Here is a 12,485-nt window from a genome sequence, read left to right as displayed (position 1 = left end):
GTGGCGATGGAGACGACCGCGGCACGCTCGTCCATGCCGGCCTTCTTCGTCGCCGCGATGATCGCCTTCACATTCGCGGTCTGCTCGTCGTTCAGGTCGATGTGGGACTGGGCGCCCTGGACGCCGCGCGGGATGAGCGCGGCGCTGTCCAGCTTCGCGGCGGCCTGGGTGGTGGTCACGGCCGTGTCGCGGGCAGTGGTGGGGGTGGTGGTGCCGGTGTCGTGGTTGAGGGGACCGGCGGCGAGGCCACCGGCGACGGTCAGACCGGCGATACCGAGGATGCTCTTGCGCAGGATCGTGTTCATGGTGGGCTCCGTTCGGGGGTCGACGCCCGCGCCGAGGGGGTTCGGTGCGGGTGCGAGCACCGTCAGGCGCTCAAGAGCGGTTCTTGGGGGATCTCCGGCGTCCTGCTCACGCGGCCCGCGAACGCCGGGGGTGGCGTACGGGGCTCACTGGCGGCGCCGGAGACATGCACAACGACCGCCGGCTGGGAGTCATTCCCGGGTGCTGCCGCCCGCCTGCCGGGGGCGTCGGGGGGTGCTGCTGCGGTCGTTCACCAGGTATAACGCCCCGGCCCCGCCCCGGATTCCGCCACCCGGGTGTCCCCCACCACCCCGAAACCCGACACCCGGCGCACACGGACACGCCCCGGGCGCCCCTGCCGCGTCGATCATGAGGTTGACGGCGACAAACGGACACGACGTGCCGTCAAGTTCATGATCGACGCGACAAAGGGTGGCGAGGGCAGGAAGGGGGAGGCGAGGAAGGGACGCGGGGAAGGGGCCGGGTTGGGGTTACCCTGATGCCATGTCGGTCAGCGCGCACGCGTACCTCGCCCGCCCCGGGCGACCCGCCGTGGTGGCGCGCACCCTGGACGAGCTGACCGGTCCCACCACCGGCATCGTCGAGCTGCCGGTACACTTGATGTGGAGCAGCGAACGCGCGTTCGACCTGGGCGACCCGGACGAGCTGCTCTGGATGTACGAGAACGTGCTGCGCGAGACGACCCGGGTGGAGGACCTGCGCGAGCTGATCCACGCGGGGACGTTGCGCCGGCTGTGGCCGCTGTTGAACCTTCCCCGGGGCGTACGCCTGGCCTGGGAGGGCCGGCACCGGAGCCTGCGCCCGGCGTGACCCACCCGCACGAGTTCTACCGGCAGGTGGCCCGGGTGGCCCTGGCCGCCGCGGGCCCGCACCGCTTCGTGCTCGGCGGCGGCGTGGCGTGGGCGGCGCACGGCCTGGTCACCCGCCCCACCGAGGACGTCGACCTGTTCGCGGACGTGGAGGGCGCCGCCGCGGCGGCGGCCGACGGGGTACGCGCGGCGCTGGAACGGGCCGGCTACCGGGTGGCCGAGGTGGACCCGGGCGGGCTGGGCGAGGTATTCGACGGCTTCGACCGGGACCTACGCGACTTCGTGGTGAGCCGGGACGGCCGGCAGATCCGGCTCAGCCTGGCCCGCCTGGACCGGCACCGCAGCCCCGTCGTGATGGACCTCGGTCCGGTCATGGACGTGCGGGACCTGATCGCCAACAAGACGGCCGCGCTGGTGAACCGGCGGGAGGTACGCGACTACATCGACGTGTCCGCCGCGCTGGACCGGTACACGGTCGCGGAGCTGCTGGAGCTGGCCCGGCAGGTCGACCCGGCGCTCGACGACGAGGACGTGCGCGCCGCGGGGCGCTACCTCGACGCGCTGTCCGACCGGCGGTTCACCCGCTACGGCCTGGACGTGCCGCGGATCGCCGAGGTACGCCGCCGGATGGCCGCCTGGCCCCGCTGAGCAGCGGAACCAGGCGGCCGAGGGCGGGACCAGAAGGCCGGACGAGGCGGCTCACTTCGTCGGGCGGCCACCCGTGACGCCGAGGATCTCGCCGGTGACGTAGCTGGACTCCTGCGAGGCGAAGTAGACGTACGCGGGCGCCAGCTCGGCCGGCTGACCCGGACGGCCCAGCGGCGTGTCGGTGCCGAACTCCTTCACCTTCTCCTCCGGCATGGTGGCCGGGATCAGCGGCGTCCAGATCGGGCCGGGCGCCACCGCGTTGACCCGGATGCCCCGGTCGGCCAGGTTCTGCGCGAGCGCCTTGGTGAAATTGGCGATGGCGGCCTTGGTGGTGGCGTAGTCGAGCAGTTGCGGCGACGGGTCGAACGCCTGGATCGACGACGTGTTGATGATCGTCGAGCCCTCCTTCATGTGCGGCACCGCGAACTTGCAGAGCCAGAACATGGCGTACACGTTCGTCTTGAAGACCCGGTCGAACTGCTCGGTGGTGATGTCGAGCAGGCCGTTGTCCTGCGACATCTGGTACGCCGCGTTGTTCACCAGGATGTCGACACCGCCGAGGTCGCGTACCGCCTGGTCGACCAGGGCGCGGCAGTTGGCCTCCTCGCGCAGGTCGCACCGGACCGCGACGCCGGTGCGTCCGGCCTGCTCGATCTGGGCGACCGTCTCCCGCGCGTCCTTCTCCTCCTCGTCGGCGAGGTAGGTGACGAGCACGTCGGCGCCTTCGCGGGCGAACGCGATCGCGACGGCCCGGCCGATGCCGGAGTCACCGCCGGTGATGATCGCCCGCTTGCCGGTGAGCCGGTCACTGCCCCGGTACGACTCCTCGCCGTGGTCCGGCTTCGGCCCCATCTCCTGCTCGTTGCCCGGCGGCGTCTGTTGTTGCGACGGCTGGCCCTCGCGCTGTCCGTACTGCTCGGCCGGGTGCTGCTGGGTGTACTGGTCCTCGCTCATGAAGGCGCCCCTACCCCGGTGACCGGCGGGAAAACAGCAGCCAGTGACGGAAAGGGAAACAGAGGTGTCCGGTGTGGCGCAGGCGACATCTGGTGGTTATGGTGCGCAACGGCGCCTACGAGGCGTACCCCATTCGGAAAGGCACCTCATGACCTCCTCCTCCGGCGCCTCGCGGCGCCAGGTGCTGGCCGTCGCGGCCGCCGCCGCGACCGCTCCCCTGCTGGCCGGGGCGCCCGCCGAGGCGAAGCCGAAGCAGCCGAAGACCTGGGACCTGACGATCCTCGGCACGTCGGACACCCACGGCAACGTCTACAACTGGGACTACTACAAGGACGCGGAGTTCGACGACAGCAAGCACAACGACGTCGGCGTCGCGAAGCTCGCCACCCTTGTCAACCAGATCCGCGCCGAGCGCAAGGGCAGGGCCACGCTGGTGCTGGACGCCGGCGACACCATCCAGGGCACGCCGCTGGCCACCTACTACGCCAAGCAGGAGCCGATCACCAGCACCGGTCAGACGCACCCGATGGCCAGCGCGATGAACATCCTCAAGTACGACGCGGTGACGCTCGGCAACCACGAGTTCAACTACGGCCTGCCGCTGCTGGCCACCTGGATCGAGCAGCTCGGCTTCCCGGCGCTGGCCGCGAACGCGCTCAACGCCAGGACCGGCAAGCCGGCGTTCCTCCCGTACGTGATCAAGGAGGTCAAGCTCGGCGGGCACGGCGCGCCGAAGCTGCGCGTGGGCATCCTCGGCCTGACCAACCCCGGCGTGGCCATCTGGGACAAGGGCAACGTCGAGGGCCGCCTGGTCTTCGCCGACATGGTCGCCACCGCCGCGAAGTGGGTGCCGGAGATGCGCCGCCGCGGCGCCGACCTGGTGGTCATCTCCGCCCACGGCGGCGACAGCGGCACCTCCAGCTACGGCCCGGAACTGCCGAACGAGAACCCGACCGCGCTGATCGCCGAGCAGGTCCCCGGCATCGACGCGATCCTGTTCGGCCACGCGCACAACGAGGTGCCGGAGAAGTTCGTCACCAACCTCACCACCGGCGAGCGGGTCCTCACCTCGGAGCCGTCGAAGTGGGGCCAGCGGCTGACCCGGATGGACTTCACGCTGGCCCGGGAGAAGGGCCGCTGGACGGTGACCGCCAAGTCGGCCACCACACTCAACACCAACACCGTGGTCGAGGACCCGGCGGTGCTCGCGGCCGTACGCGGCCAGCACGCCAAGACCGTCGAGTACGTCAACCGGGTCGTCGCCCGGTCCAGCGTGGAGCTGTCCGCCGCCGAGTCGCGGTACAAGGACACGCCGATCCTGGACTTCATCAACCACGTCCAGACCGAGGTGGTCACCGAGGCCCTCGCCGGCGGCGAGTACGCGGGCCTGCCGGTGCTGTCCATCGCCGCCCCGTTCAGCCGCACCGCGGTGTTCCCGCAGGGCGACGTGCGCATCCGCGACGTGGCGGGCCTCTACGTGTACGACAACACGCTGGAGGCGGTAGTGCTGACCGGCGCCGAGGTGAAGGCGTACCTGGAGTACTCGGCGAAGTTCTTCGTCACGCTTCCGGCGGGCGCGCCGGTGAACCCGGAGACGATCAGCGACCCGGCGGTGCCGGACTACAACTACGACGTGTTCTCCGGCGTCGACTACGACATCGACATCGCCCGGCCGGTCGGACAGCGGATCACCCGCCTGGTGCTGGCCGGCACCGACACCCCGGTCGCGGCGGACGCCCGGTTCGTGGTGGCGGTGAACAACTACCGGCGCAGCGGCGGCGGCAACTTCCCCGGCATCGTGAAGACCCAGGTCTACAACGCCCAGCAGGAGATCCGCCAGCTGCTCATCGACTGGGCGCAGGCCAGGGGCGTCATCGACCCGGCCGACTTCTTCGTGCCCAACTGGAAGCTGGTCCGCGACGGCGTGCCGGTCTTCTGACAGTGGGCGGCGGGGTCCGGGCGGGTGTCCGGACCCCGTCAGCCGCCCGCGCGCAGGTGCCACTCCGACTCCCCGCCGACCGGGTCCGGCCGGCCCGGCGGGAACTCGGTCTCGGCGGACTCGATCCGCTCCTCCGGCCGCACCCGGACCGGCAGTTCGCCGAAGCGGACGTGCCGCAGGAACGCGTACTCCTCGTCGGTGAACGACTCGGCCTGCTCGCTCATGACCGCATTGTGCGCCCGCCCGTCAGGCTTCCGCATCAACCGCTACGGCACGGGTATGCCGCCGCGACGATTCGGCGACGAGGTGGAGGAGCCATGCGCGCAGTACGGATGACCGCCCCCGGTGTGCTGGAGCACACGGAGGTGCCCACGCCGAAGGCCGGCCCCGGAGAGGTGCTGTTGCGCGTCGGCGCGGTCGGCGCCTGCCACTCCGACCTGCACATCCTCGACGCGCCGGCCGGCGTGTTCCCGGTCCCGATCACGCTCGGCCACGAGGTCGCCGGCACCGTCGACACGGTCGGCGCCGGGGTCGACGGCTGGTCGCCCGGCGACCGGACCGCGGTCTACGGCATCATCGGCTGCGGCCGATGCCGGGCCTGCCTGCGCGGCGAGGAGAACCGCTGCCGGGTCACCCCGGTCGGCGGCATCGGGCTCAGCCGCGACGGCGGACTGGCCGAGTACGTGGTGGTGCCCGCGTCCCGGCTGCTGCCGGTCGGTGACATGGACCTGACCCAGGCGGCGCCGCTGACCGACGCAGGGCTGACCCCGTACCACGCGGTGGACCTGGCCCGGCCCCGGTTGCGGCCCGGCACGTCCTGCGTGGTGATCGGCATCGGCGGTCTGGGGCACATGGGGGTGCAGATCCTGCTGGCCACCACAGCGGTGCGGGTCGTCGCGGTGGACACCAGCACCGCCGCGCTGGACCTGGCCACCCGGCTCGGCGCCCACCACACCGTGCAGGCCGGCCCGGACGCGGTGGAGAAGATCCGTGAACTGGTCGGGCCGGCGCCGGACGGCGCGGACGTGGTGCTCGACTTCGTCGGCGCGCAGCCCACCCTGGACACCGCCCGGCAGGTGGTCGCCACCGGCGGGCAGATCCTGCTGGTCGGCCTGGCGGGCGGCACGCTGCCGGTGCGGCCGGTCGCCGACGAGCCGCCGCCCGTGCCGTTCGAGGCCGGCGTGGTGGTGCCGTTCTGGGGCACCCGGGCCGAACTGCAGGAGGTGATCGCGCTGGCCCACGACGGCTGGCTGCACGCCGACGTGCAGACGTTCCCCCTCGCCGAGGCGCCGCAGGCGTACGAGGCGCTGCGCCGGGGCGAGGTGCGAGGGCGGGCGGTCATCGTCCCCTGACCGGGGGCAGGCGGTCGAGCAGCGCCAGCCCGGCCCGCACCGGCCGCCGGTCGAGCACCTCGGCGAAGCTCGCCCGGCCCTGGCAGAACCGGACGAACATCCGCCAGCCGGGCGGGCTCGCCAGCATCGCGTGGAACACCTCGGGCCGCCGCTCGAACACCTCCAGCAGCCGGTGCCCGGCGCGCATCTCCGGCGTCAGCCGCCGGTCGACCTCGCGGGCGTACGCGTCGAGGTCACCGGTGGCCACCGCCTCCCCGGCCAGCCGACCCGAGCGCAGCGCGTAGCTGATCCCCTCGCGGCTCCACGGCTCCAGCAAGCCGGCGGCGTCCCCGGCGACGAGCACCCGGCCGTGGCGCAGCGGGGAGTCTCCGGCGCGGCAGCGCGTCAGGTGGCCGGAGTCGTGCTCCGGCGTCACCCCGGACAGGCCGAGCCGGTCGGTGAAATCACGCAGGTAGGCGCGGGTGCGCTCGCCGTCGCCCCGGGCGGCGATGACACCGACGGTCAGACGATCACCCTTGGGGAAGACCCAGGCGTAGGAGCCGGGCATCGGCCCCCAGTCCAGCAGCACCCGGCCGCGCCAGCGGTCCCGCTCGGCGGCCTCCACCGGCAGTTCCAGCTCCAGGCCCAGGTCGACCTGGCGGAAGCGCACCCCGACGTGCCGCGCCGTCACGCCGGAGGAGCCGTCCGCGCCGATGACGGTACGGGCGCGCACCAGCTCACCGTCGGCCAGGCGCAGGCGTACCTCGTCGGGGTCCTGCTCGATCGCGCGGACCGCGACGCCCTCGCGGACCTGCGCCCCGGCGGCGACGGCGGCGGCGCGCAGCCGGTCGTCGAACTCCTCCCGGCGGATCATGGTGACCAGCGGCGCCGGATGCCGGCGGGTGAACGCGCGCCGCCCGTCCCGGGTGAACGTGAGCCGGTCAACCCGGTCGTGGGCGGGCACCTCGACGCGGCCCGCGACCTCGGCCAGCGACGTGCCGATCAGGCCACCACCGCAGGTCTTGTAGCGCGGGTGGGTGGCCCGTTCGACAACGAGTGTACGCACGCCGGCCCGGGCCGCGGCGTACGCGGCGGACAGTCCGGCGGGTCCGCCGCCGACCACGACGAGATCCATGATCACTGGTGCAGCCTAGGGCACCGCAGTGCCGCACCGCCCGGTACGACAGCCGTTCGGGTGAGCATCTTCGCCGCATGCCCGGGTAACCGCCGGTCGCCGGCCGTCCGCGGGCCGGACGGTCCACGCCGAGGAGGGAAGCGATGCCTCAGGTCCAGTTGTCCGCCGTCGAGGAACGGGTCTACCAGGCGGTGTCCGCGCTGGAGGTGCACGGACACGTCCCCTACCCGGACCTGATCGCCCAGGAGACCGGGATGACCGAGGAGGAGCTGCGCGAGCCGCTGCACTCGCTCACCGAGCGGGGTCTGCTGCACCGCGAGGACTCCCCGATGTCCGGTCTGGACTTCGGACCCCGGTGGTGCGCGCGCCAAGTGGCGTGACCGGGTCGTTTGCCCCACCGGGTGCCGGGTAGCGATCGGAGTCGGGTGATCGACGGTCAGTGGGGGGCAGGATGAGCGAGGGCCCGGCGTCGACCACCGGGTACGACGACCGGCGCCGCTGGCGTGCGCTGAGCGTCGGCCTGATCGCGGCGTTCATGACGCTGCTGGACGTCAGCATCGTCAACGTCGCGGTGCCGTCGATCGACCGGGCGTTGCAGGCCACGCCGAGCGACCTGCAGTGGGTGCTGTCCGGGTACGCGCTGACGTTCGGCCTGGTGCTGGTGCCGGCCGGGCGCTTCGGCGACGCGCGCGGGCGGCGTACCGCGTTCGTGGTCGGGGTGGGCCTGTTCACGCTCACCAGCGCGCTGGCCGGGCTGGCCCGCTCGCCGGAGTGGCTGGTCGTCGCCCGGCTCGTCCAGGGTGCCGCCGCCGGTGTGGTGAACCCCCAGGTCAGCGGCATGATCCAGGAGCTGTTCCGGGGCGCGGACCGGGGCCGGGCGTTCGGGCTGCTGGGTGCCACCATCGGTATCTCCACCGCCGTCGGCCCGCTGCTCGGCGGGCTGCTCATCTCCCTCGGCGGCGCGGAGCACGGCTGGCGGTGGGTGTTCTTCGTGAACATCCCGGTGGGGATCGTGGCGATGCTGCTCGGCTGGCGGCTGATGCCGGCCCGGCCGACCAACCCCGCCGGGCGGGGCCGGCTCGACCCGCTCGGGGTGTTGCTGCTCGGCACCGGGGTGACGGTGATCCTGCTGCCGCTGGTGCAGCGGGAGCAGTGGCGGGGCGCGGGCAAGTGGCTGCTGATCCCCGCCGGCCTGCTGCTGCTGGCCGGGTTCGCGCTCTGGGAGCACCGGTACGCCCGACGTGCGCAGCCGTTGTTCGACCTGCGGCTGTTCACCGTGCGCTCGTACACGCTGGGCGCGCTGATCGGCCTGATCTACTTCGCCGGGTTCACCGCGATCTTCTTCATCTTCACGCTCTACCTCCAGATGGGGCTCGGTTACCGCGCTCTCGTGGCCGGCCTGGCGATCACCCCGTTCGCGCTCGGCTCGGCGCTCGCCTCCGCGCTCGGCGGTCGGGTGGTCACCCGGTACGGCCGTCCGCTCGTCGCGATCGGGCTGGCGGCGGTGGTGGCCGGGCTGGTGGCGACCGACCTGGTGCTGGCCGGCGGGCCGCACGACAACGTGCCGCTGCGGACCGCGCTGCCCCTGCTCGTCGCCGGGCTGGGCAGCGGCCTGGTGATCGCGCCGAACCAGACGCTCACGCTGTCCGAGGTGCCGGTGCCGATGGCCGGCAGCGGCGCGGGGATGCTCCAGACCGGGCAGCGCATCGGGTCGGCCGCCGGCATCGCCGCGGTGGGCGCGCTGTTCTTCTCGACGCTCGCCGACGGTGGCGACTGGAACAGGGCCTTCCGCCACTCGCTGCTGCTCGCCGCCGGGATCGTCGTGCTGGCGCTCGGCGCCGCGGTGGCGGACATCGTCGCCGGTCACCGGCGGGCGGCGGGCGGCTCCTGACCGGCGGCGGGCAGCAGGACTGTGGTGAGCAGCCGCCGGGTGCGGCCGGGACCGGGGGCGAGGGCCGCGTACTCGGCGAACAGCTCGCGGAACCGGGTGACGAACTCGGCGGTCTCGGCGTCGGTGGCGTGGAACGCGTTCTGCCGGTAGCCGGCCACATCGCGGGCCAGGTCTCCCCCGCCGGCGTCGAGGTAGGTGTCGAAGTCGGCGAGCAGGCCCGCGACGAAGGTGAGGAACGCCGGGCGGTGCCGCTGCGGGCTCATGGCCCGGGCCTCGTCCGGGTCGACCGACGCGGCGGCCTCGTGCAGCCGGTAGCTGCGCTCGACGGCGCCGCGGGCCCGCCGCTCCCCCACCGTGTGCAGCACGCCGTGGTCGGCGAGCGCGGCGACCTGCCGGTAGAGCGTGGCCGGTGGCACGTCGCTCAGCTCGATGCGCAGGTCGGTGGTGGTGAGCGTGCGGCCGCCCAGGAACGCCTGGACGATGCGCAGCCGGACCGGGTGCAGCAGCAGCTCCACGGTGTCGAGTGCCACAGCGGCTCCCCTTTTGTTATCGACCCCGGTAATGTTATCACTTACGATAACAGAAGCGAGGAGTCCACCGATGGCCACCATCGACCTCACCCCCGACCGCATCGACGTCCGGCTCACCACCGCCGAGAAGATCTGGGCCCTGCGCGGCGACCTGTCGTTCCCCCGCTCCGCCGTGACCGGCGCCGTCGTGGTGCCGGACGGGGCGCGCGCCACCCGCGGCATCCGGGCACCCGGCCTCGGGGTGCCCCGCACGCGCAACGTCGGCACCTGGCGCGGCAGGGCCGGCAAGGAGTTCGTCAGCGTCCGCGGCGGCCAGCCGGCCGTCCGCATCACCCTCACCGACCAGGGGTACGACTCCCTGCTCATCGGCGCCGACGACGCCGACGCCCTGGCCGCGGCGCTGCTGCGGTGACGATCGACCGCCCGCTCGTGCGGACCGGGGTGCTGCCGGACGTCACCCACGCGCTGCGGCGCCAGCCCGGGCCGCCGTCGCTGCGGGCGTACCGGGACGAGGCGAAGCAGCCGCTGGACCCGTCCGTGGTCGAACCGGTGCTGTCGTGGCTCACCGCGCACAGCTGACGGTGACACGGGAAAGGCCGGCACCCGATCCGGGTGCCGGCCTTTCGGTGGTTCTTACTTGTTCCAGTGCTCGGCGACGATCTCGGCGGCCTGCTTCTCCCACTGCGCGTACGCGTCGGGGTAGGCGCTGACCTGCACGGTCTCCACCGGCGAAGGCGAGACCGGCGACACCGAGGAAGGTGTCACCACGTCACGATCGACGAGAAGCGCCCCGCCCGCGAGAACGGCCGGCCCCCGATCAGGGGCCGGCCGTTCTCCACGGGTGTCGGGTCACCAGACCTGCTGGACGATGTCCGCGGCCTGCTCCTCCCACTGCGCGTACGCGTACGGGTAGGCGGACACCTGGACCGTCTGCGCGGCGGTGGTCAGCGGCAGCTCGTGCCAGCCGCCGACGTTCCTCAGCGCGTTGAAGAACGCCTTGCTGGAGTACTCCGGGTCGGTGATCTGCTCGGACGTGCCCCAACCGGACGACGGGCGCTGCTGGAACAGACCCTCCGAGTCGTGGTCGTTGTACGTGCCGAGGTGACCCAGGTTGTACAGCTTCGACTCCTGCAGCGAGGTGGCGACGCCGATCACGGCGCCCCGCTCCCCCACGCCCGTCTCCTTGGCCGCCTCGACGATGGCCTTGGCGTTGTCGAGCTGTGCGTCGTCGAGCGGGATGCGCGACTGCGCGCCCTCGACGCCGTGCGGCACGAGCTTCTCCTCGGATGGGCGGTCGGCCCTGGTCGGCAGCTTGTCGCTGCCGGTGGTCTGGCCCGGCTTCACCGACTCGGTCGAGGTCTTGTTGCCGGTGGCCAGGTCGATCGCGGCCTTGGCGCCGGCGTGCGGTCCGCCGGTCACCGGCGCGGCCACGGCGACCGGGCCGACGGCCAGCCCGCCAAGTACGGCCACCCCCGCCACGCTCAGCGCGGCGCGGCGGTTCCGGGAGACGGCGGCGGTCTTCGCGACTGCGGTCTTCGCGATGGCGGGGAGCCATCCAGTGAAGTGCTGCTTCACGATGGTTGCCCTTTCGATCGTTACGACGCGCTCCGGGGTGAGCGCCCCTCGAGGGACTACCGCCGGGTAGGTGTTTGGGTTCCGGCGATACAGGGGACACAACCAGCCCGCATTGTCGGGCATTCCGGAAATGCCGGGCACGGCCCGGGTTGCGGTCCAGGTCACCCGGGATTCCGGGCAGGCGTGCCGTTCCGGCGGCGGACGGGGACGATCAGGCCGGAGCGCCGAACCGGACCAGCACGTGCCAGAGCTGCTTGAGGTGCTGAAGAGTCACCTCGGCCGGTCCCCGGTCGGCCCAGCGCTGCGGCTCGCGTACCACCGAGGCGGCGGCGCGGCCCACGAGCGCCGCGTGCAGCGGCTCCCCCGGCCGGCCGATCTCGGCGGCCACCCGCGCGGCCAGCGGCGGGATGTCCGGGCCGCGGAACTCGGCGTCGACGCCGTCGACGGGCAGCACGAAGCCGGGATGGAAGCGCAGCGCCAGGCCTTGCCGTCCGGCGACGGCCTCCAGCCGCCGGCCCACGTCGGTGCCGCGGAACGACGGGTCGACCACGAGCGCCTCCACGTCGCGGGCCAGGCTGATATCGCCGTGCACCTGCGCCTCGATGTAGTCGTCCAGCGCCCGGCCGGCCCGCCAGGACTCCTGCTCGCGGCGGCGAAGCAGCGTCCGTAGCAGCGTGCCGGTGTCCATGCCGGCCACGCCCAGGGCGACGCCGGTCCCGGCGGTGGCGGTCAGCAGCGCGGCGAACACCGGCTCGAAGACGTCGGCGGTGCCGAACTCGGTGGGCCCGATGTGGCTGTCACCGAAGCTGAACGTGGCCCGGGCCAGCACCTCCGGGCGCAGCCGCAGGTGGCAGGAGCCGAACCGGGGGCACGCGCCGTCGGCGTGGTCGAGCAGGTTCAGGCCGCCGTACTTCGGGCGCTCGGCAGGGAGCACGCCGGGACGCTGGTACGCGCCGCCGAACATCGCCTGCTCCCACACGTCCCGGTCGCCGCCCGGGTACGCGGTCAGCCCGCCGTTGGAGATGCCGGTCTCGAACTGGCTGCGGTAGACGCCCTCCTCGTCCAGCGCCTCGACCACTGTGCGGCCGTCCCGCAGCACCCGGTCGGGGTGGAAGTTGAGCGTCAGGCGGCCGTACCCGGTCACCGCGGCGACGACCTCCTCGTACCGGTACGTGACGCCGGCGGCGGCGAGGTGGTCGGCGACGACGGCGAGCGCCGCCGGGCGGTCGCGCAGCGCGACGTCGCGGACGTGGCGCAGCGCGGCGGACTGGGCGGCGGTGAGGGTGGCGACGGGCACGGGCCCGAGTATCACCGGACGGCGGGCCGCGCGGCCACACGGTTTTCCGTGC

General features: G+C 73.0%; 14 protein-coding genes and 1 pseudogene. 8 read left to right on the top strand and 7 right to left on the bottom strand.

What is annotated here, in order from left to right:
- Nucleotides 1–305, bottom strand: a pseudogene (locus ACFYO8_RS29360) (hypothetical protein); the annotation flags it as partial.
- 502 nt (nt 306–807) lie between these two features.
- Here ACFYO8_RS29360 and ACFYO8_RS29355 point away from each other — a divergent pair.
- Nucleotides 808–1,134, top strand: a complete 327-nt coding sequence (locus ACFYO8_RS29355; RefSeq protein WP_354869272.1) for a hypothetical protein — start codon at nt 808–810, stop codon at nt 1,132–1,134.
- Nucleotides 1,131–1,781, top strand: a complete 651-nt coding sequence (locus ACFYO8_RS29350) for a nucleotidyl transferase AbiEii/AbiGii toxin family protein (RefSeq protein ID WP_354869270.1) — start codon at nt 1,131–1,133, stop codon at nt 1,779–1,781. Before ACFYO8_RS29355 ends, ACFYO8_RS29350 begins: the two co-directional genes overlap by 4 nt.
- A 51-nt stretch (nt 1,782–1,832) precedes the next feature.
- Here the strand turns inward: ACFYO8_RS29350 and ACFYO8_RS29345 are convergent, their stop codons facing one another.
- The gene (locus tag ACFYO8_RS29345; protein WP_354869268.1) at nt 1,833–2,735 is read right to left on the bottom strand and encodes an SDR family oxidoreductase; all 903 of its coding nucleotides are present in this window, start codon (nt 2,733–2,735) and stop codon (nt 1,833–1,835) included.
- Nucleotides 2,736–2,883: 148 nt separating this feature from the next.
- Between ACFYO8_RS29345 and ACFYO8_RS29340 the strand changes: the two genes are divergently transcribed.
- Entirely contained in the window at nt 2,884–4,674 is a 1,791-nt protein-coding gene (locus ACFYO8_RS29340) for a 5'-nucleotidase C-terminal domain-containing protein (protein ID WP_354869265.1), read from the top strand.
- A gap of 38 nt (nt 4,675–4,712) precedes the next feature.
- Here ACFYO8_RS29340 and ACFYO8_RS29335 read toward each other — a convergent pair whose 3' ends face one another.
- Nucleotides 4,713–4,898, bottom strand: coding sequence for a hypothetical protein (locus ACFYO8_RS29335; protein WP_354869263.1), 186 nt, complete (start codon nt 4,896–4,898; stop codon nt 4,713–4,715).
- A gap of 93 nt (nt 4,899–4,991) precedes the next feature.
- On the opposite strand from ACFYO8_RS29335, the gene ACFYO8_RS29330 reads away from it, so the two are divergent.
- Nucleotides 4,992–6,026 (top strand): NAD(P)-dependent alcohol dehydrogenase, encoded by a 1,035-nt coding sequence (locus ACFYO8_RS29330; protein ID WP_355096088.1) that lies wholly within the window; start codon nt 4,992–4,994, stop codon nt 6,024–6,026.
- Here the strand turns inward: ACFYO8_RS29330 and ACFYO8_RS29325 are convergent.
- On the bottom strand, nt 6,013–7,140 hold the full coding sequence (locus ACFYO8_RS29325; RefSeq protein WP_354869793.1) for a geranylgeranyl reductase family protein: 1,128 nt from the start codon (nt 7,138–7,140) through the stop codon (nt 6,013–6,015). The two genes, ACFYO8_RS29330 and ACFYO8_RS29325, sit on opposite strands and share 14 nt — an antisense overlap.
- 143 nt (nt 7,141–7,283) lie before the next feature.
- Between ACFYO8_RS29325 and ACFYO8_RS29320 the strand changes: the two genes are divergently transcribed.
- Both ACFYO8_RS29320 and ACFYO8_RS29315 read left to right on the top strand, forming a co-directional pair.
- Nucleotides 7,284–7,520 carry a hypothetical protein gene (locus ACFYO8_RS29320; protein WP_354869258.1) on the top strand — a complete coding sequence of 79 codons (237 nt, stop codon included), beginning with the start codon at nt 7,284–7,286 and terminating at the stop codon, nt 7,518–7,520.
- Between the two features lie 71 nt (nt 7,521–7,591).
- Complete coding sequence (locus tag ACFYO8_RS29315; RefSeq protein ID WP_354869255.1) at nt 7,592–9,031, top strand: MFS transporter; 1,440 nt, start codon at nt 7,592–7,594, stop codon at nt 9,029–9,031.
- On the opposite strand, the gene ACFYO8_RS29310 is transcribed toward ACFYO8_RS29315, so the two are convergent.
- The gene (locus tag ACFYO8_RS29310; RefSeq protein ID WP_354869252.1) at nt 9,004–9,561 is read right to left on the bottom strand and encodes a helix-turn-helix domain-containing protein; all 558 of its coding nucleotides are present in this window, start codon (nt 9,559–9,561) and stop codon (nt 9,004–9,006) included. The two genes, ACFYO8_RS29315 and ACFYO8_RS29310, sit on opposite strands and share 28 nt — an antisense overlap.
- A 70-nt stretch (nt 9,562–9,631) precedes the next feature.
- On the opposite strand from ACFYO8_RS29310, the gene ACFYO8_RS29305 reads away from it, so the two are divergent.
- Nucleotides 9,632–9,973 (top strand): hypothetical protein, encoded by a 342-nt coding sequence (locus ACFYO8_RS29305; RefSeq protein WP_354869250.1) that lies wholly within the window; start codon nt 9,632–9,634, stop codon nt 9,971–9,973.
- On the top strand, nt 9,970–10,140 hold the full coding sequence (locus ACFYO8_RS29300) for a hypothetical protein (protein WP_354869247.1): 171 nt from the start codon (nt 9,970–9,972) through the stop codon (nt 10,138–10,140). Before ACFYO8_RS29305 ends, ACFYO8_RS29300 begins: the two co-directional genes overlap by 4 nt.
- A gap of 270 nt (nt 10,141–10,410) precedes the next feature.
- Here the strand turns inward: ACFYO8_RS29300 and ACFYO8_RS29295 are convergent, their stop codons facing one another.
- Together ACFYO8_RS29295 and ACFYO8_RS29290 are read right to left on the bottom strand one after the other, a co-directional pair.
- Nucleotides 10,411–11,136, bottom strand: a complete 726-nt coding sequence (locus ACFYO8_RS29295; protein ID WP_354869245.1) for a hypothetical protein — start codon at nt 11,134–11,136, stop codon at nt 10,411–10,413.
- A 211-nt stretch (nt 11,137–11,347) separates the two neighbouring features.
- The gene (locus ACFYO8_RS29290; protein WP_354869243.1) at nt 11,348–12,448 is read right to left on the bottom strand and encodes a DUF3626 domain-containing protein; all 1,101 of its coding nucleotides are present in this window, start codon (nt 12,446–12,448) and stop codon (nt 11,348–11,350) included.
- Between the last annotated feature and the right edge of the window lie 37 nt (nt 12,449–12,485).

It is taken from the genome of Micromonospora sp. NPDC005257, assembly GCF_042872445.1.
Classification (GTDB): Bacteria; Actinomycetota; Actinomycetes; order Mycobacteriales; family Micromonosporaceae; genus Micromonospora.
The sequence above is the reverse complement of the archived record's forward strand: the minus strand, read 5'-3'. Positions and strand labels throughout refer to the sequence as shown.

Bases quoted from the DNA above. Each gene is read 5' to 3' on its own strand.
- ACFYO8_RS29320 (WP_354869258.1), top strand. From the start codon at position 7,284: ATGCCTCAGGTCCAGTTGTCCGCCGTCGAGGAACGGGTCTACCAGGCG.
- ACFYO8_RS29335 (WP_354869263.1), bottom strand. From the start codon at position 4,898: ATGAGCGAGCAGGCCGAGTCGTTCACCGACGAGGAGTACGCGTTCCTG.
- ACFYO8_RS29305 (WP_354869250.1), top strand. From the start codon at position 9,632: ATGGCCACCATCGACCTCACCCCCGACCGCATCGACGTCCGGCTCACC.
- ACFYO8_RS29345 (WP_354869268.1), bottom strand. From the start codon at position 2,735: ATGAGCGAGGACCAGTACACCCAGCAGCACCCGGCCGAGCAGTACGGA.
- ACFYO8_RS29355 (WP_354869272.1), top strand. From the start codon at position 808: ATGTCGGTCAGCGCGCACGCGTACCTCGCCCGCCCCGGGCGACCCGCC.
- ACFYO8_RS29315 (WP_354869255.1), top strand. From the start codon at position 7,592: ATGAGCGAGGGCCCGGCGTCGACCACCGGGTACGACGACCGGCGCCGC.
- ACFYO8_RS29330 (WP_355096088.1), top strand. From the start codon at position 4,992: ATGCGCGCAGTACGGATGACCGCCCCCGGTGTGCTGGAGCACACGGAG.
- ACFYO8_RS29325 (WP_354869793.1), bottom strand. From the start codon at position 7,140: ATGGATCTCGTCGTGGTCGGCGGCGGACCCGCCGGACTGTCCGCCGCG.
- ACFYO8_RS29340 (WP_354869265.1), top strand. From the start codon at position 2,884: ATGACCTCCTCCTCCGGCGCCTCGCGGCGCCAGGTGCTGGCCGTCGCG.